The organism is Nonomuraea dietziae (assembly GCF_014195505.1).
GTDB classification, from domain to species: Bacteria; Actinomycetota; Actinomycetes; order Streptosporangiales; family Streptosporangiaceae; genus Nonomuraea; species Nonomuraea roseola.
Genome location: NZ_JACIBV010000001.1, coordinates 4499685 through 4516795 on the forward strand (window position 1 = coordinate 4499685; position 17111 = coordinate 4516795).

Sequence of the window (17111 nt, forward strand, 5' to 3'; positions counted from 1 at the left end):
GTTGAGGTTATCTGAGGCGTGGTCACCGGCCGAAAAGGGCCAGGAGTTGCGCCTTCAGGTCGGGGTACTCGAGGAAGAGCGCGGTGACGACCAGCGCCGCTCCGAGCACCGCCACCGTGGGAGCGTCAACGTTCTTCGTGCGTACGGCAAGCGCCCCGCCGTACCCTGCGAAACGAACGGCGGCCGCCACCAGGAGCACCGCTCCCAGCGCGAACCCGCCCCACTCGGCGTCGACCAGGAAGATCGCGAGCACGCCAAGAACCGCACCCGCCATCACCAGCGGGTACGGCCCCCAACGCTCAGCGGTTCGGTTCATCGCTCGTCAATAGGCTTCCACTTCTGTTCACGCTCTCCGATGTACTCGCTGTCCGGCCGGATCAAACGGTTGTCCGCGTGCTGCTCGATCACGTGCGCGGTCCATCCGGACATGCGGCTGATCGAGAAGACCGGCGTGAACAGGTCGGTCGGGATGCCAAGGTAGTGGTAGACGGTGGCGGCGTAGAAGTCGACGTTGGGATAGAGGCTCTTGGTCTCGAAGACGACCTCCTCCATCTCCTTCGACATCCGGTAGTACGTGTCGTCGCCCGACCCGGCGGCCAGCTCCTCGGACATCTTGCGCAGGTGCGTGGCGCGGGGGTCCTCGGTCTTGTACACGCGGTGGCCGAAGCCCATGATCTTCTCGCCCGCCGCCAGCTTGTCGCGCACCGACTGGGCCACCTGGGACGGGTCGAGCGACTCCAGCGTCTTCATGACCTGCTCGTTCGCGCCGCCGTGCAGCGGGCCCTTCAGGGTGCCGATCGCGGCGACGATGGCCGAGTGCATGTCCGAGAGGGTCGCGGCGCAGACGCGGGCGGCGAACGTGGAGGCGTTCATCGTGTGGTCGGCGTGCAGGACCAGGCAGGCGTCGAAGATCTCTACCTGGCGCGCGGTGGGCCGCTCCCCCGTGACCTGCAGCAGGAAGTTGCCCGCGATGCTCAGGTCGGGATCGGGGTCGGGAAGGCTCCCGCCCGAGCGCGCGGCGTGGTAGCGCGCGACAAGGAGCGGCTGCTGGGCGGTCAGGCGGGCGGCCTTGCGCAGGTCGGCCTCGGCCTCGATGGAGTCGCGGTCGGGGTCGTCGGCGCTGGCGAGGGAGACGAGCGTGCGCAGCGCCTCCATCGGTTTCTGCTTCTCGGCCACCTCGGAGATGTTGGCCGAGACCAGAGCGCCCAGCTCGCGACCCCTGACGAGCTCGGCGCCGTAGGCGGCCAGCTCGTCACGGGTGGGCAGCTTTCCCCGCTGCAACAGGTAGGCGGTCTCTTCGAACGTCGCGCGGCCCGCCAGGTCATGGATGTCGTATCCACGGTAGAAGAGGCGACCGGCCTTGCCGTCGATGTCACTCAGCGCTGTGGACGCGGCTACGACATCGGCCAGGCCTTTTGTGGGCTTGTCCGCCATGTGTGTTTCCTCCGCTTATCTTCGTCCGAAGTCTACCCGTGAGCAGGTAAAACCGTCCGCAGAGGTCCAGACCAATTTCACGCCGGATTCTCCTTATGGCAAAGGCGATTCCGCATCCCTTCGTTTGGGTAAGCCGGAGCTGTAGTTACAGTAACGGCGGGCTACCTGGGGAGGAACTGCCGTGGAGGGGCCCTTCATACGCATCGAGGACACTGGCGAGGTGGTCCCGTTGCGTCCCGAGATCACGACCGTGGGGAGGGGCCGGGGCGTCGACATCCGGCTGACCGATCCAAGCGTGTCTCGGCTCCACGCTGAGTTCGTACGGCGCGGGCCGTACCTGTATGTCGTTGATCTGGGCCTGTCCCGCAACGGCACGCGGGTGAACGGGAGGCCGATCGCCCGGAGGGTCCTTGACGACGGCGACGTCGTCTCCTTCGGCGCGGCGCGCGGGCGCATCGGAGGAGTGCCGCGAGAGGACTTCACACCGGAGGTCGAGCTCCGCAGGGCTGCCGCGCCCGAGCTGACCAGGCGAGAGGTCGACGTGCTCACGTCGCTGTGCAGGCCGGCCCTGTCGGACGAGGCGTTCGTCGCCCCCGCCACGGCGCGCGAGATCGCCGACGACCTGGTGGTGACCGAGGCCGCGGTGAAACAGCACCTGCTCAGGCTTTACCAGAAGTTCAGAATCCCTGAGGGCACCAACCGCCGCACGCGGCTGGCCAACGAGGTGGTGGCGCTCGGGCTGGTCAGGCCGACGCCGGTGGTGCCGCCCCAGCGTTCTGGAACGTCCCAGGAGAGCCAGCCCGCGGGTCGCCGAGCCTCCTGACCCGAACGGCGACCGGTGCTTCGGCGAGGGGTTCCGGCAGCCTGAGTGGTCCGGATCCCGGAGTGATGGTGCCGAGCACGCGCGGGCCCGACGCGCCCGTGCAGCTCGGCACCGTGGCCGCGAGACCGTGCGCGGTCAGCCAGCCGAACAGGGAGAAGGCGATGGCCTCCTTGGCGTCCGAAGGGATGCCGAGGGCGTCGCTCGGCACCAGCCGCGCCTTCGTCATGGCGGCGAGCATCCGCATCAGCGCCGGGTTGCGCACGCCGCCGCCCGACACGATGACGGTGTCGAGCGCGTGCCTGTCGATCTCGGCGGTGACCGTCCTGGCGGTCAGCGCGGTCAGCGTCGCCACGAGGTCGGCCTGCGGCAGGTCCGAGGTGACGTAGCCGGGGGTGAACAGCTCCTTGCCCGTGGTCTTGGGCGGGTCCTGCCGGTAGTACGGCTCGGCCAGCAGCTCGGCGAGCAGCCGCTCGTCGACCGTGCCCGCCTCCGCCAGCGCGCCGTCCCTGTCGTACGGCGGGGCCGCCGCGTCGATCAGCGCGCACGCGGGGCCGGTGTCGTAGGCGATCTCCGGCGTGGTGAGGTTCGCGATGCCGCCCAGGTTGAGCGCCCCGCCCCTGCCCCGCAGTCCCTTGATGAGGAGCTGGTCGAGGTAGGAGACGAGGGGCGCGCCCTGCCCTCCTGCCGCCACGTCGCGCACGCGCAGGTCCGACACCACGGGCAGGCCGGTCCGCTCGGCGATCCAGGCGGGCTGGCCGAGCTGCAGCGTGCCGTGCACCCGTCCGTCGGAGACCCAGTGGAAGAGGGTCTGGCCATGCGAGCAGACCAGGTCGGCCGGGCCCGCCGAGAGCGCCGCCTCGGCGAAGGCCTGGCCGATGAGCGTGTCGAGCGCGCACACCTCGCCCATCGACACCGTCGCCGGCGGGAGTGCGGCCTTGACGCGGGCTCTCAGCTCGGCCGGGTACGGCCTCTCGCCGGTGTGGGTGATCACTCCGGTGAGCGTGCCGTCCTCCATCGACCAGTCGACGATCGCGCTGTCGATGCCGTCGTGGGAGGTGCCTGACATGAGGCCGAGAACCCGCATACGGACCTACCTGACCTGTCGTCCGCGGCTGGGGCGGCTGGTCCTGCTGACCCTGTCGACCGCCACGGCGTAGTAGTGGTCACCCTTCTTACCCTCGGCGTCGGTCCAGCGCACGAGCCTGTCGCCGGGGACGACCGCCACGAGATGACGGGCGTCGTCGAAGGCGTCGATCTCGTCGGCGGACCTGAAGATCGCGAACAGGAAGGGCTCGTGCCTGCCCGTCGCGACCAGGTGCAGTTCCACACCGCCCTGGACCCTGCGCACGTGGGCGATCACCGGCCGATGGGGCTTCTCGCCGTCGGCCAGCCTGGGCAGCAGGGGCGGGAGAGCGGGCCGCTGGTAGTGGTCGCGCACCGCGGTGCTGATCGAGCCGAGGCGGTCGGCGCGCAGGTCGTTGGCGTTGTACCAGATGTCGCCGCCGATCTGCGGGTGCGACCTGTTGAGGGTCAGGTGCTTGGACAGCTCGGCGGGGTCCTGCCACTGCGGCGCCTGCGCGGGGTCGCCCGCCTTGTAGGCGGCCTGGCCGATCCAGAGCATCGTGCCGGTGCCGTCGGCCACGTTCGACCACCACGGGACGAGCTTGGAGTAGTCGGCGGGCGGCTGGCCGATGTACCAGTAGAGCTGGGGCGCGATGTAGTCGAGCCAGCCCTTCTTGACCCAGCCGCGGGTGTCGGCGTGCAGGTTGTCGTAGGACTGGCCGCCGTTGGTCTCCGAGCCGAGGGGGTCGCTGGCCTTGTTGCGCCAGATGCCGGAGGGGCTGATGCCCCACGCCACCTCGGGCTTGGCCTCGCGCACCCGCTGCTGCATCTCCGAGACCATCAGGTCGACATTGTTCCTGCGCCACGTGGCCAGGTCGGGGAAGCCCGCGCCGTACGTGGCGAAGGTGGCCGCGTCGTCGAAGGCGGTGGTGTTCGTCGGGTAGAAGTAGTCGTCGAAGTGCAGGCCGTCGATGTCGTAGCGGGTCAGCGCGTCGAGCATCGCGTCCTGGCAGAACTTCCGGACCTCCGGGATGCCCGGGTTGTAGTAGAGCTTGCCGCCGAAGGGCAGGATCCACTCGGGGTGCTGCCTGCCCGGGTGGGAGGGGTGCAGCTTGGAGGGGTCGGCCTGCATGGAGACCCGGTAGGGGTTGAACCACGCGTGGAAGGTGAGCCCCCGCTTGTGCGTCTCCTCCACGGCGAAACCGAGCGGGTCGTAACCGGGGTCCTGCCCCTGCACGCCGGTCAGATACTGCGACCACGGCTCGTACGGCGACGGCCAGAAGGCGTCAGCCGTCGGCCTGATCTGCACGAACACCGAGTTGAGCTTGCGCGAGACCGCCAGGTCGAGCCACGCCAGGTACTCCGCCTTCTGCTGCTCGGCGCTCAGCCCCGGCTTCGACGGCCAGTTGATGTTGACGACGGAGGCGATCCACATGCCGCGCATCTGTCGCAGCGGCGGCACGTAGTCGGGCTCGGCGAAGGCGGGCAGCGGGACGACCGAAGCGGCCGCGGCGAGAGCGAGACCCTTCAGGACGGTCCTTCTCGTGGGCATGGGGGGCGCCTCTCGGGGGGAGGTGGTTGTGTTCGAGGGCGACGATGGCAGAAAATTACCTTCAGATCAATAATCATGAAGGAAAATGCCGCCATGAGCAGACACCACTGTTTGGTCATGAGGCCCATGAAGGAGGTCTCGTGACTGACCTGTATCGACTCGCCATGGCGGTACTCCAGCCAGGCTTCGAGGGGACCACCGCCCCCGACTGGCTGAAGAAGGCGCTTTCCGACGGGCTCGGCGGGGCCGTGCTCTTCGCCCGCAACGTCTCCCCCGGCACCGCGGGACTGGTGGCCGAGCTGCGGGCGGAGAACCCCGCGGTGGTGGTCGCCATCGACGAGGAGGGCGGGGTCGTCACCAGGTTGGAGGCCCGCGAGGGCAGCTCCTTCCCCGGCAACAGGGCGCTCGGCGTGGTCGACGACGTGGCACTGACGGAGCGGGTGGGCCGGCAGATCGGACGGCTGCTCGCCGAGACGGGCATCACGCTCAATTACGCCCCCTCGGTGGACGTCAACGCCAACCCGGCCAACCCGGTGATCGGCATCCGCTCCTTCGGCCCGACCCCCGAGCTGGTCGCGCGCCACTCCGTGGCCTACGTCAAGGGCGTGCAGGCGGCGGGCGTGGCCGCCTGCGCCAAGCACTTCCCAGGGCACGGCGACACCGTCGCCGACTCCCACCTGGAGCTGCCGACCGTGCACGCCTCGCTCGACCAGCTCCGCGCCCGCGACCTGCCGCCCTTCGAGGCGGCGATCAGGGCGGGGGTGCGCTCCGTGATGTCGGCGCACCTGCTGATCCCCGCGCTCGATCCGAAGGGGCCCGCGACGCTCAGCCGTACCATCCTGACCGGGCTGCTGCGTGAGGAGCTGGGCTTCGACGGGATGGTGGTCACCGACGCGATCGAGATGAAGGCCGTCGCGGCGATGTATCCCCCCGGTGAGATCGCGGTGCGCGCGCTCAACGCGGGCGTCGACGCGATCTGCGCGGGCCTGGTCACCGCGGAGGGTCTGTACGAGATCCGCGACGCGATCGTGGCGGCCGTCAGGGACGGCTCGCTGCGGGAGGAGCGTCTGGCCGAGGCCGCGGGCAGGGTCCTGGCCCTCTCGGAGTGGCACCGCGCGCAGCGGTCCGAGGTGGAGGCCGACGACGGGGCGGGGCTCGAGGCGGCGCGCAGGGCGCTCACCATCACGGGCGAGGCAAGGCTGACCACCGCGCCGCTCGTCGTGGAGGTCAACACCAGGCACAACCAGGCCATCGACCCCGACACGCCCACCGGGCTCGCCGCCGCGCTCGGCGAGCTGCTGCCCGGCACCACGCGCGTCGGCAGGCTCCCCTCCGAGCTGGGCGACCAGCCTGTGGTGCTGGTCATCCACGACGCGGCGCGCCACCCGTGGGTGCGGGAGACGGTGGCGGAGGCCGTACGGCGCCGCCCCGACGTGATCGTCGTGGAGACGGGCATCCCCGCCGAGCCCGCGGGCGCCGCCTACATCGCCACGAACGGCATCTCCAAGGTCTCGGCCAAGGCGGCGGCCCAGTGGCTGACCCGGTGAACGAGCCCGTGAACCCGGTCCTGCAGGTGCGGGCGGTGCTCCCTTCGCTCACCCCCGCTGCCCAGGCCATCGCCAAGATCATCCTGGATGACCCCGGCGTGGTCGTGCGCAGCACGATCACGGAGTTCAGCGCCGTCTCCGGCACGAGCGAGGCGACGATCGTGCGCACCGCCCGCGCGCTCGGCTACTCCGGCTACTCCCAGCTCCGCTTCGCGCTGGCGGGAGCGGTGGCCAGGGAGACGCCCGAGCGGCTGGTGCCGGGCGACCTCGGCCCCGACGACCCGCTCACCGACGTGATCGCCAAGGTGACCAGGGCGGAGGTCGACGCGCTGTCCGACACCGCCGAGCAGCTGGTGCCCGAACAGCTCGGCGAGGTGGTGGCGGCGATCGCCGCCGCGCGCAGGATCAACGTCTACGGCGTCGGCGCGTCGGGCCTGGTCGCCGCCGACCTGGCGCACAAGCTCATGCGCATCGGCCTGTCCAGCCATCCCTTCAGCGACGCGCACCTCGCGCTGACCAGCGCCGCGCTGCTGCGCGAAGGCGATGTCGTGGTGGCGGTGAGCTGCTCGGGCGAGACCACGGACGTGATCGTGCCGACCAGGACGGCGAAGGAGTCCGGCGCGCTTGCGGTGGCCATCACCAACAACCCCCGCTCGTCGCTTGCCCAGGTGGCCGACCACGTGCTGGTGTCGGCGGGGCGGGAGACCGCCTTCCGTCCTGGGGCGCTGGCCAGCAGGATCAGCCAGCTGCTGATCGTGGACTGCATCTTCGTCGGGCTCGCCCAGCGCACCTTCGACAGCTCCGAGACGGCTCTGCGGGCGACCAGGGAGGCGCTCAAGGTTTTCAGGACCCGATGAAGGAAATTTTCATCTATAGTCATTGCTGGTTAGATTTTCGCCATTCCACGGGGGAATCATGTTGCGCGATCTCGTCACCGAGCAGCAGCTGCCCGGCCTCGACGATCTCGACGGGCTCAGCACACTCGACCTGGTCAGGCGCATGGGCGAACAGGACGCGCTGGTCCCCACCGCGGTGGCGGGACAGTCGGCGCGGATCGCCGCCGCCGTGGACGCCGTCTCCGCGCGGATGCGGGAGGGCGGCAGGCTGATCTACCTCGGAGCGGGCACGGCGGGGCGCATCGGCATGCTGGACGCCAGCGAGTGCGGCCCCACCTTCGGCACGACGCCCGAGGAGGTGTTCGCGCTGATCGCCGGTGGCCCCTCGGCCTTCGCGGTGGCCGTGGAGGGGGCGGAGGACTCCGCCGCGCTCGCCGTCTCCGACCTGACGGAGGTCTCGCTGTCGGCCGCCGACGCGGTGGTGGGCATCTCGGCCAGCGGACGCACGCCGTACGCGGTGGGCGGCGTGCGACACGCCAGGGCCATGGGCGCGATGACCGTCGGGGTGGCCTGCAACGAGGGCTCCCCGCTCGGCGAGGCCGCGGAGATCGCCATCGAGGTGGTGGTGGGGCCCGAGTTCCTGACCGGCTCGACCAGGCTCAAGTCGGGAACGGCGCAGAAGCTGGTCTGCAACATGATCTCGACGTTGACGATGGTCAGGCTCGGACGCACGCACGGCAACCTGATGACGCACCTGGTGGCCTCGAACGAGAAGCTGTGGGCGCGCGCGCACGACCTGGTCTCCTCGATCACGGGGCTGCCGGACGCGGAGGTCGAACCCGCGCTGCAGGCGGCGGAGGGCTCGGTGCCGACGGCGGTCATCATGCTGCTGACCGGCGCCGACCCCGACCAGGCCCGCGAGGCCCTCGCCCGCACGTCGGGCAACCTCCGCGAGGCGCTGCGCTCCTTCTGATCCCGTACGGCTAGGCGAGCTGATCCCGTACGGCTAGACGAGGGAGCGCTCGGCCGCCTCCACCACGTTGGACAGCAGCAGGGCGCGGGTCATCGGGCCCACGCCGCCGGGGTTCGGGGTGAGGAAGCCCGCGACCTCGGCCACGTCCGCCGCCACGTCACCGGCGATCTTGCCGTCGACCCGCGACACGCCCACGTCGAGCACCGCGGCGCCCGGCTTGACCATGTCGGCGGTGATGAGCCCTGGAACGCCTGCCGCCGCCACCACGACGTCGGCGCGGCGCACGTGCGAGGCCAGGTCGGCGGTGCCCGTGTGGCAGAGGGTCACGGTGGCGTTCTCGCTGCGGCGGGTCAGCAGCAGGCCGAGCGAGCGCCCCACCGTGATGCCGCGCCCGACGACCACGACGTCGGCGCCCTTCAGCGGCACGCCGTACTCCTGGAGCAGCAGCACGATGCCGTGCGGCGTGCACGGCAGCGGCGCGTCGACCATGTGCACGAGGCGGCCGAGGTTGACCGGGTGCAGGCCGTCGGCGTCCTTGGCGGGGTCCATGCGCTCGAGCAGGGCCATGGTGTCGAGGTGCCTGGGCAGCGGGAGCTGGACGATGTAGCCGGTGCACGAGGGTGAGGCGTTGAGCTCGTCGAGAGCGTCCTCGACGTCGGCCTGGGAGGCGCTCTCCGGCAGGTCGACGCGGATGGAGGCGATGCCGACCTCCGCGCAGTCGCGGTGCTTGCCCGCCACGTAGATCTGGCTGCCGGGGTCGTCGCCGACCAGCACGGTGCCGAGCCCCGGGACGACGCCACGCTCCTTGAGCGCGGCCACCCGCGTGGTGAGGTCCGCCTTGATCTTGGCCGCGGTGGCCTTGCCGTCGAGTTTCACTGCGCTCATGTCCCCCATCCTTCCAGAACGTCCCCGTGGGCCGGTCGCTACGCTGGCCGTGCACGAGAAACGGACGGAAGGGGCGAAGGTGGATCTGGCCGCGCGGGGAGCGGAGTTCGCCGCATTCTGGCGGGAGCGGCACCTGTGCACGCTGACCACGGTCCGCCCCGACGGCACGCCCCATGTGGTGCCGGTGGGCGCGACGCTCGACCTGGAGGCGGGGATCGCCAGGGTCATCACGTCGGGTCACTCCCACAAGGCCCGCCTGGTCGCCGGCGGCGCCCTGGTCGCGCTCTGCCAGGTCGACGGGCGGCGCTGGTCCACCCTCGAGGGGACGGCCGTGCTGCGCACCGAGCCCGACCAGGTCGCCGACGCCGAGGCCCGCTACACCGCCCGCTACAAGCCGCCGCGTCCCAACCCCGACCGCGTGGTGATCGAGATCACGATCACGAACACCCTGGGCAACGTGTGATCACCGTCGTCGGCGTGGGCGCCGACGGCTGGGACGGCCTCCCACCCGCCGCGAGGCAGGCGATCTCCGAGGCGGCCGTGCTGGTCGGCTCGGCCCGCCAGCTCGACCTCGTGCCAGGCACCGGCGCCAGGAAGGTGCGCTGGCCCTCGCCGCTGCTGCCTTCGCTGCCCGGCCTCGTCTCCGAGCCCGGCACCTGCGTGCTGGCCAGCGGCGATCCGATGTTCTTCGGCATCGGCGCGACGCTGGCCAGGACGGTCGGCCCGGAGAACCTGCGCATCCTGCCGCATCCCTCCAGCCTCTCGCTGGCCTGCGCGCGGCTGGCGTGGCCCGTCGAGGACACGCCCGTCGTCAGCCTCGTCGGCCGTCCACTCGACGCGCTGCGCGCAGCCGTGCTGCCGGGGCGCAGGCTGCTGGTGCTCACGGCCGACGGACAGGGCCCCGTCCAGGTGGCGGAGCTGCTGAGAGAGCACGGCTACGGCGCGAGCGTCCTGCACGTGCTGTCACGGCTCGGCTCGGCGGAGGAGTCACGGGTGACGGGCCTCGCCGCCGCGTGGGAGGCCAAGGGCGAGGAGCTGAACGTGGTCGCCGTCGAGTGCGTGGCCGACCAGGGGACCGTGCCGCTGCCGCTGGTGCCGGGGCTGCCCGACGACGCCTTCGAGCACGACGGGCAGCTCACCAAGCGCGAGGTGCGCGCGGTCAGCCTGGCGCGTCTCGCGCCGCTGCCCGGCCAGTCGCTGTGGGACGTCGGCGCGGGCGCGGGCAGCGTCGCGATCGAGTGGATGCGCACCCATCCGTCGTGCAGGGCGGTCGCGGTGGAGAGTCGCCAGGATCGCGCGGCCAGGATCGCGCGCAACGCCGCCGCGCTCGGCGTGCCCGGCCTGCGGGTGGTCACGGGCAGGGCGCCCGAGGCGCTGGAGGGACTGCCGACGCCCTCGGCGGTGTTCGTCGGCGGGGGCGCGACCGTCCCCGGACTTCTCGAGACCTGCTGGGCCGCCCTGCCGCGGGGCGGCAGGCTGGTGGCCAACGCCGTCACGCTGGAGTCGGAGTCCGTCCTGACCGGCTGGTACGGCAGGCACGGCGGCGACCTGGTCCGCCTGTCGGTCAGCAGGGCCGCCCCCGTGGGCGGCTTCACGGGCTGGCGGAGCATGATGCCGGTGACCATCTGGACAGCGACCAAGGAGAGCCGCACGTGACCGTCCACTTCATCGGCGCGGGCCCCGGCGCGGCCGACCTGATCACGCTGCGCGGCCTGCGGCTGATCGAGTCCTCGCCCGTGTGCCTGTACGCGGGTTCGCTGGTGACGGGCGAGCTGCTGGAGTCGTGCCCCCGGGGCGCCCGCCTGGTGGACACGGCGAACCTCACGCTCGACGAGATCGTCGCCGAGCTCGCCGCCGCCCATGCCCAGGGGCTGGACGTGGCCAGGCTGCACTCCGGCGACCCTTCGGTGTTCAGCGCGATGGCCGAGCAGATGCGGCGGCTGGACGCGATCGGCGTGCCGTACGAGGTGGTGCCAGGGGTGCCCGCGTTCGCCGCCGCCGCGGCGACGCTGGGCAGGGAGCTGACCGTGCCAGGCGTCGGGCAGACGATCATCCTGACCCGCACGTCGGCACGCGCCACCCCGATGCCGCCGGGAGAGGACCTGACGACGCTCTCGGCGAGCGGCGCCACGATGGTGCTGCACCTGGCCGTCCAGCGGATCGCGCAGGTGGCGCAGGAACTCGTGCCCGGTTACGGGGCCGAGTGTCCCGTGGCGGTCGTGGCCAGGGCCAGCCGCGAGGACGAACTGGTTATCAGGGGCACGCTCGCCGACATCGCCGCCAAGGTGAGCGAGGCGGGCGTGGTCAGGACCGCGGTGATCGTCGTGGGCAGGGTGCTGACCGCCACGCACTTCCCCGACAGCCACCTCTACTCCGCCGAGCGATGCCGTCAGCCGTGACGGCCCACGATCGCCCCCGCTCTGTCGATCACCACGACGTCCACCTCGACGGGCGCGCCGCGCAGCACGCCCGCCGCGGTGGCGTGGGCCCGCTCGGCCACCAGGTCACCCAGCGGCTCGCCCGCCTCCTCGGCCAGGCGCAGCGCGTGCAGGGCGGTGTTGGCGCCCCTGATGCGCTCGGCCAGCTCCGGCGCGGCGACCAGCCCCGCCAGCAGGCCCAGGTTCACCTGCGAGCGGCCCGAGTGCAGGTCGAGGTGGCCGTCGGCGAGCTTGGACAGCTTGCCCACGCCGCCCGCGATCGTCAGCCTGGGCACGGGGTGGCGGCGCAGGTACTTCAGCACCGCCCCCGCGAAGTCGCCCATGTCGAGCAGCGCGTCGTCGGGCAGGCCGTACAGCTCGGCCGCCACGCGCTCGGAGGTGCTGCCCGTGCACCCCGCCACGTGCGTACGGCCTGCGGCGACGGCCACGTCCACGCCCCTGCGGATGCTGTCGATCCAGGCCGAGCACGAGTACGGCACGACGATGCCCGTCGTCCCGAGGATCGACAGCCCGCCCAGGATGCCGAGCCTGGGATTCCAGGTGCGCCTGGCCAACTCCTCACCGTGCTCGACGGAGATCTCCACGACGACGTCGCCGTGGCCGCCGATGGCCGCGATGTGCTCGGCCATCATGCGGCGGGGCACCGGGTTGATGGCGGGTTCCCCCACTTCCAGGGGCAGGCCCGGCTTGGTGACCGTGCCCACGCCCCGGCCCGCCGCGAACGTGACGCCGGTGCCGGGGGCGGCCTGCCGTACGGTCGAGGTGATCAGCGCGCCGTGCGTCACGTCGGGGTCGTCGCCCGCGTCCTTGACCACCGAGGCCGAGGCGAAGCCGTCGCCGAGCGACTCCCTGGCCAGCGCGAACGCCGGACGCTGCCCCTTGGGCAGGGTGATCGTCACAGGGTCGGGGAAGTCGCCGGTGAGCAGCGCCATGTAGGCGGCCGCCGTCGCGGCGGTCGCGCAGGCGCCGGTCGTCCAGCCGTGACGCAGTGGCGTGGTCATGCTTCGAGGATGGGGGACGCATGCGGAGGGTTCTGATCCTGGGCGGAACGGCGGAGGCGCGCGCCCTCGCGGCGGAGCTCTCCGGACGGGTCCACGTGGTGTCGTCCCTGGCGGGACGGGTGCGCGATCCCAGGCTGCCGGTGGGCGAGGTCCATGTCGGCGGGTTCGGCGGGGCCGAGGGGCTGGCGGCGTGGCTGTCCGCCGGGCGGATCGACGCGGTCGTGGACGCCACGCATCCCTTCGCGGCCAGGATGACCGCCTCGGCCGTGGAAGCCTGCCGTACCACCGGGACGCCCTTGCTGGTGCTGCGGCGGCCGGGATGGGCGCACAGGCCGGGATGGCGGCAGGCCGGCTCCCTGGAGGAGGCCGCACGCCTGCTGCCCTCGGTGGGCAGCAGGGTGTTCCTGACGACGGGACGGCGGAGCATGCCGGTGTTCGCCGGGCTGACCGACCTGTGGTTCCTGGCCAGATCGGTCGATCCCCCCGAGCCACCCATTCCCGTAAATTTCCTGATACTGCTGGCGCGCGGGCCGTACACGGTCGAGGGTGAGCGGGAGCTGATCCGCGCTCACGGGCTCGACGTGCTGGTCACCAAGGACAGCGGCGGCGCCCTGACGGTCGCCAAGCTCGACGCCTTCGAGGAAGCGGGACTGCCGGTGGTCGTGGTCCGCAGACCGCCGCTCCCCGAAGGCCTGGTGGCCGTGGAATCCGTGGCGGCCGCCGCGGCGTGGGTCCACGCGGTGTAGCAGGTTCCGGGGGTTCACGCCGGGTAGCGGCGCGGGGTGTAGACGGTGCCGCCGTCCGTCGCACGGGTGGTGGAGGAGCCGATGATGAGCAGGCAGCGCATGTCCACCTGCGAGGGGTCCAGCTCGCCGAGCGTGGTGACGGTGATCGTCTCCTGCGGGCCCCCGACGTCGCGGCCGATCACCACGGGGGTGGCCGGGTCGCGGTGCTCCATGACGAGGTCGCGGGCGGCCCCCACCTGCCAGGTACGGCTGCGCGAGGCGGGGTTGTAGATCGCCAGCACCAGGTCGGCCCTCGCCGCGGCCCGCAGCCGGTCGGCCACCACCTCCCACGGCTTGAGCAGGTCCGACAGGGAGACCACGCAGTAGTCGTGCCCGAGCGGCGCCCCCGCCCTGCTCGCCACGGCGTGCGCGGCCGTCAGCCCGGGGACGATCCGCACGGGGACGCCGGGAAAGTCCTCCGCCGCCTCCAGCACGGCGCTCGCCATCGCGAACACGCCGGGGTCGCCCGAGGAGACGACAGCCACCCTGCGGCCTTCGCGGGCCAGCGACAGGGCGTGCGCGGCGCGCTCGGCCTCGACCCTGTTGTCGGTGCGGTGCCGGATCTGGCCCGGCCGCTGCGGCACCCTGTCCACGTAGGGGCCGTAACCGACCAGGTCGGTCGCCTCGGCCAGTACCTGGCGGGCCTCGGGGGTGAGCCACTGCTCGCCGGCGGGCCCCAGCCCGACCACGGCCACCCCCGCCCAGTCCCCCTCGCCACGCCCCTCGTCGCGACCTGTGGAAAGCCCTGACGTTTCGTCGCGACCTGCGGAGAGCCCCGACGTTTCGTCGCGGCCCGCGGAGAGCCCCGACGTTCCGTCCCGACCTGCGGAGAGCCCCGACGTTTCGTCGCGGCCTGCGGACAGCCGCGGCTCGTCGCGGGTGCCGTCCGCGGAGAGCGCCGGCAGGTCGGCGCGCCTGCTGCCGCTGGGCAGCATCGCCAGGGAGAAGTAGGGAACGCTCGCGGGATCCACGTCCTTGAGGCGCTCGATCCGCTGGTTCGCCGTGGTCGCCCGCTCGACGTACCAGGCCTCGTCGAGCCGCCCGGCCTCCGCCAGTGCGTCCCTGACCTTCTCGAACGTCCGCCCCAGCTTGAGCACCGCCACCGAGTCCGCGCTCCTCAGCTTCTCGGCGATCACCTCGGCGGGAAGCGTGCCGGGCAGGACGGTCAGCGTCTCCTCGTGCTCCACCAGCGGACGCCCCAGCACCGCGGCGGCCCCCGCCACCGACGTGACCCCCGGCACCACCTCGGTCTCGTAGCGATGGGCCAGCCGCTTGTGCATGTGCATGTAGGAGCCGTAGAAGAGCGGATCGCCCTCGCACAGCACCACCACGTCCCTGCCCGCGTCGAGGTGGGCCGCCAGCCGGTCGGCGCACTCGGCGTAGAAGTCGTCGAGCGCGCCCTGGTAGCCGCCGGGATGGTCGGTGCTCTCCGTGGTCAGCGGATACTTCAGCAGCTCCTCGGCCTGCCCCTCCCGCATGTACGGCAGCGCGATCGAGCGCGCGATGCTCCTGCCGTGCCTGGCGCTGTGATAGGCGATCACGTCGGCCTGGCCGACCAGCCTGGCCGCCTTCACCGTCACCAGCTCGGGATCGCCAGGCCCCAGGCCCACGCCGTACAGCCGTCCCGCCACCGTGTTCACTCCCGCTCACTGGCGATCGCGTTGACCGCGGCCGCCGCCATCGCACTGCCGCCCCTGCGGCCGTGCACCACCAGATACTCCAGGCCGCTGCTCGCCAGGGCCTGCTTGGACTCGGCCGCGCCGATGAAGCCCACGGGGATGCCGAGCACCGCCGCAGGCCGTCCCGCGCCCTCCTCGACCAGTTCGAGCAGCCTGAACAGGGCCGTCGGCGCGTTGCCCACCGCGACCACCGCGCCGTCGAGCCTGTCGCGCCACAGCTCCAGCGCCGCCGCGCTGCGCGTGGTCCCCATGCTCTCGGCCAGCGCGGGGACGCTCGGATCGCCGAGCGTGCAGACCACCTCGTTGTCGCGCGGCAGGCGGCTCCTGGTCACGCCGGAGGCGACCATCATCGCGTCGCAGAGGATGGGCGCGCCGTCCCGCAGCGCCCGCCTGGCGTCGGCGACGACCTTCTCCGAGTAGCCGAGGTCGGTCACCAGGTCGGTCATGCCGCAGGCGTGGATCATGCGAACGGCCACCTGCGCGACGTCCTGCGGCAGACCGCTCAGATCGGACTCCGCACGGATGGTGGCGAACGAGCGCCGGTAGATCTCGGCGCCGTCACGGATGTAGTCGCTCACATGTCCCCTCTGGTCTCTGTCTTCTCGGTCTTCTCTGTCTTCCTGCCGTGCCCGACCAGGTAGCCGGTCGGGGTGGCGACCACGTCGACGACCTCCCCCTTCGGGCGCCCGCACCGCCGCTCACACCCGGCCCAGTGCACGAGGACACCGTCGGGGACGGCCGGCGTGGACGGCTCTCGTGTGCCCATGGCCCACCGCCTGGCATCACCTTGGACGTCGGCGAGCGACTTGGCGCACCCGGGACTCCCTGTGCAGGCGCTGAGCCCCGCCCAGGCAGTGCCGGAGCCGGTGACCAGCCCCACTGTGGTGAGCTCGTCGGCGACCCGCTCGACGTCCTCGGGACGGAGGTCGGGAAGGACGGCCGTCCGCCAGGGCGTGACCCGCACCTCGTCGGCCACGTCGGCCAGCGCCCTGGCCTGGTCCGCGGAGAGCCGTCCGAGCGGGACCACCACCTCCAACGCGACCCGGCCGTCCCGCTGCGGGACCACCCGCGCGTCCGGCGCCCGTAAGCTCGCGATCTCTCGGCAGGGACCGCCCGGTGCCCCGCCCAGGTCCCTCGACGCGACCGGCCCGCCGTGGAGCAGGCGGGAAGCGAGCAGGGCGGGGCCGTCGGGGAGGTCACCGACGCGCCAGGCCGTGCCATCGGACAGCTCGAGGAAGGCCGAGGCGGCCGCGAGCATCGACGGCACCACCTCGTCCACGAGCACCGGGATCCCGGCCGTCGCCCCGCCGAGGCGGAGGAGGCCGCCGGAGGACGAGGTGGCCAGGAAGGTCACGTCGGCGCCGATGGAGAGCAGGTCGCCCGTGCCGTCGTCAAGGGCGAAGAGGAACCGGCCCGACAGCCCGGTCAGCTCAGGGCTCGCGCACAGCCCCCGGTCCAGGGCCGTGACCAGCGGACGCACGTCCACCAGAGACGCCTCCACCCGCCCGGCCAGCGGCGAGGCGAGGATGTTGCGCACGCGCTCGTGCGTCTCCGACGGCAGCAGCCCCACTGCGGCGATCCGAGCGGCGAACGCCCCCGCCTCCGTCGCCGATGGAGCGTCGGCGGAGGGAAGGCCTCTGAGCTGGAGGTTGGCGCGGGAGGTCAGTTCGATGACGCCCGAGCCCAGCTCGGCGGAGCAGGCGGCCACCTCTCGCAGCTGGGTCGCGGACAGCGCGCCGCCCGGGATGCGGATGCGGGCGAGGGCGCCGTCCGCGGCGGTGTGGACCTGTAGCGCCCCCGGACAGGCGTCAGGGCGCACATGTCCGTAAAAGTCGGCTATGTCCACGGGGAGGATGGTAACCCGTCCAAAACCCTCTAGGCTGATCGCAGACGAGGGCGAACGGAGGAAGCCGGTGCGATGCCGGCGCGGTCCCGCCACTGTAACCGGGGAGCGAACCCCACCGAAGGCCACTGTCCGGCGACGGACGGGAAGGCCGGGGTGAGCGTCGATCCGGAAGCCAGGAGACTCCCGCTCTCGTGACACCCGCGACCGGGGCGAGGACCCCGAGGGAGGAGTTCCGCCGTGTCCGAGGCGA

Annotated in this window: 17 protein-coding genes and 1 riboswitch; of the genes, 8 read left to right on the plus strand and 9 right to left on the minus strand. The window is 72.0% G+C overall.

Going from position 1 to position 17111, the window contains the following annotated elements; all coding sequences use genetic code 11:
• Nucleotides 1-22: 22 nt before the first annotated feature.
• Nucleotides 23-316, minus strand: a complete 294-nt coding sequence (locus FHR33_RS21205; RefSeq protein WP_183650502.1) for a DUF3017 domain-containing protein — start codon at nt 314-316, stop codon at nt 23-25.
• Nucleotides 313-1434: a citrate/2-methylcitrate synthase gene (locus FHR33_RS21210; RefSeq protein WP_183650505.1), complete on the minus strand. Its 1122-nt coding sequence runs from the start codon at nt 1432-1434 to the stop codon at nt 313-315. The genes FHR33_RS21205 and FHR33_RS21210 overlap by 4 nt, the downstream gene beginning before the upstream one ends.
• Nucleotides 1435-1615: 181 nt before the next feature.
• On the opposite strand from FHR33_RS21210, the gene FHR33_RS21215 reads away from it, so the two are divergent.
• On the plus strand, nt 1616-2257 hold the full coding sequence (locus FHR33_RS21215) for an FHA domain-containing protein (protein ID WP_183650508.1): 642 nt from the start codon (nt 1616-1618) through the stop codon (nt 2255-2257).
• Here the strand turns inward: FHR33_RS21215 and FHR33_RS21220 are convergent.
• Nucleotides 2178-3341, minus strand: coding sequence for an anhydro-N-acetylmuramic acid kinase (locus FHR33_RS21220; protein WP_183650511.1), 1164 nt, complete (start codon nt 3339-3341; stop codon nt 2178-2180). The genes FHR33_RS21215 and FHR33_RS21220 overlap by 80 nt on opposite strands.
• Nucleotides 3342-3347: 6 nt before the next feature.
• Nucleotides 3348-4871 carry a glycoside hydrolase family 10-like protein gene (locus FHR33_RS21225; RefSeq protein ID WP_183650514.1) on the minus strand — a complete coding sequence of 508 codons (1524 nt, stop codon included), beginning with the start codon at nt 4869-4871 and terminating at the stop codon, nt 3348-3350.
• A 140-nt stretch (nt 4872-5011) separates the two neighbouring features.
• On the opposite strand from FHR33_RS21225, the gene FHR33_RS21230 reads away from it, so the two are divergent.
• Genes FHR33_RS21230 through murQ form a run of 3 tightly spaced genes read left to right on the plus strand, consistent with a single transcriptional unit; the run spans nt 5012 to nt 8227 of the window.
• Nucleotides 5012-6418, plus strand: a complete 1407-nt coding sequence (locus tag FHR33_RS21230; protein WP_312895646.1) for a glycoside hydrolase family 3 protein — start codon at nt 5012-5014, stop codon at nt 6416-6418.
• Complete coding sequence (locus FHR33_RS21235) at nt 6415-7275, plus strand: MurR/RpiR family transcriptional regulator (RefSeq protein ID WP_312895647.1); 861 nt, start codon at nt 6415-6417, stop codon at nt 7273-7275. Before FHR33_RS21230 ends, FHR33_RS21235 begins: the two co-directional genes overlap by 4 nt.
• 58 nt (nt 7276-7333) lie before the next feature.
• Nucleotides 7334-8227, plus strand: coding sequence for an N-acetylmuramic acid 6-phosphate etherase (gene murQ / locus FHR33_RS21240; RefSeq protein WP_183650522.1), 894 nt, complete (start codon nt 7334-7336; stop codon nt 8225-8227).
• A gap of 33 nt (nt 8228-8260) precedes the next feature.
• Here murQ and FHR33_RS21245 read toward each other — a convergent pair whose 3' ends face one another.
• Nucleotides 8261-9112 (minus strand): bifunctional methylenetetrahydrofolate dehydrogenase/methenyltetrahydrofolate cyclohydrolase, encoded by an 852-nt coding sequence (locus tag FHR33_RS21245; RefSeq protein WP_183650524.1) that lies wholly within the window; start codon nt 9110-9112, stop codon nt 8261-8263.
• A gap of 49 nt (nt 9113-9161) precedes the next feature.
• Here FHR33_RS21245 and FHR33_RS21250 point away from each other — a divergent pair, with 49 nt between their 5' ends.
• From FHR33_RS21250 to cobM, 3 genes are read left to right on the plus strand one after another with little or no spacing between them, the layout of a single operon-like run.
• Entirely contained in the window at nt 9162-9575 is a 414-nt protein-coding gene (locus tag FHR33_RS21250) for a pyridoxamine 5'-phosphate oxidase family protein (protein ID WP_376773188.1), read from the plus strand.
• Nucleotides 9572-10768, plus strand: coding sequence for a precorrin-6y C5,15-methyltransferase (decarboxylating) subunit CbiE (gene cbiE / locus FHR33_RS21255; protein WP_183650528.1), 1197 nt, complete (start codon nt 9572-9574; stop codon nt 10766-10768). Before FHR33_RS21250 ends, cbiE begins: the two co-directional genes overlap by 4 nt.
• Complete coding sequence (gene cobM / locus FHR33_RS21260) at nt 10765-11511, plus strand: precorrin-4 C(11)-methyltransferase (protein WP_183650531.1); 747 nt, start codon at nt 10765-10767, stop codon at nt 11509-11511. Before cbiE ends, cobM begins: the two co-directional genes overlap by 4 nt.
• Here cobM and FHR33_RS21265 read toward each other — a convergent pair.
• A complete protein-coding gene (locus FHR33_RS21265) occupies nt 11502-12551 on the minus strand; it encodes a cobalt-precorrin-5B (C(1))-methyltransferase (protein ID WP_183650534.1) in 1050 nt (349 codons plus the stop codon). The genes cobM and FHR33_RS21265 overlap by 10 nt on opposite strands.
• Nucleotides 12552-12571: 20 nt before the next feature.
• On the opposite strand from FHR33_RS21265, the gene FHR33_RS21270 reads away from it, so the two are divergent.
• Nucleotides 12572-13297 (plus strand): cobalt-precorrin-6A reductase, encoded by a 726-nt coding sequence (locus tag FHR33_RS21270; protein WP_183650537.1) that lies wholly within the window; start codon nt 12572-12574, stop codon nt 13295-13297.
• 14 nt (nt 13298-13311) lie between these two features.
• On the opposite strand, the gene FHR33_RS21275 is transcribed toward FHR33_RS21270, so the two are convergent.
• From FHR33_RS21275 to cobG, 3 genes are read right to left on the minus strand one after another with little or no spacing between them, the layout of a single operon-like run.
• A complete protein-coding gene (locus FHR33_RS21275) occupies nt 13312-14967 on the minus strand; it encodes a precorrin-2 C(20)-methyltransferase (protein ID WP_183660208.1) in 1656 nt (551 codons plus the stop codon).
• 5 nt (nt 14968-14972) lie between these two features.
• Nucleotides 14973-15593 (minus strand): precorrin-8X methylmutase, encoded by a 621-nt coding sequence (locus FHR33_RS21280; RefSeq protein WP_183650540.1) that lies wholly within the window; start codon nt 15591-15593, stop codon nt 14973-14975.
• Nucleotides 15590-16861: a precorrin-3B synthase gene (gene cobG, locus FHR33_RS52730; RefSeq protein WP_221241184.1), complete on the minus strand. Its 1272-nt coding sequence runs from the start codon at nt 16859-16861 to the stop codon at nt 15590-15592. Before cobG ends, FHR33_RS21280 begins: the two co-directional genes overlap by 4 nt.
• 57 nt (nt 16862-16918) lie before the next feature.
• A riboswitch (cobalamin riboswitch) is annotated at nt 16919-17044 on the plus strand.
• Nucleotides 17045-17111 lie beyond the last annotated feature (67 nt).

Bases quoted from the DNA above. Each gene is read 5' to 3' on its own strand.
- FHR33_RS21205 (WP_183650502.1), bottom strand. From the start codon at position 316: ATGAACCGAACCGCTGAGCGTTGGGGGCCGTACCCGCTGGTGATGGCG.
- FHR33_RS21210 (WP_183650505.1), bottom strand. From the start codon at position 1,434: ATGGCGGACAAGCCCACAAAAGGCCTGGCCGATGTCGTAGCCGCGTCC.
- FHR33_RS21220 (WP_183650511.1), bottom strand. From the start codon at position 3,341: ATGCGGGTTCTCGGCCTCATGTCAGGCACCTCCCACGACGGCATCGAC.
- FHR33_RS21225 (WP_183650514.1), bottom strand. From the start codon at position 4,871: ATGCCCACGAGAAGGACCGTCCTGAAGGGTCTCGCTCTCGCCGCGGCC.
- murQ (WP_183650522.1), top strand. From the start codon at position 7,334: ATGTTGCGCGATCTCGTCACCGAGCAGCAGCTGCCCGGCCTCGACGAT.
- FHR33_RS21245 (WP_183650524.1), bottom strand. From the start codon at position 9,112: ATGAGCGCAGTGAAACTCGACGGCAAGGCCACCGCGGCCAAGATCAAG.
- FHR33_RS21265 (WP_183650534.1), bottom strand. From the start codon at position 12,551: ATGACCACGCCACTGCGTCACGGCTGGACGACCGGCGCCTGCGCGACC.
- FHR33_RS21270 (WP_183650537.1), top strand. From the start codon at position 12,572: ATGCGGAGGGTTCTGATCCTGGGCGGAACGGCGGAGGCGCGCGCCCTC.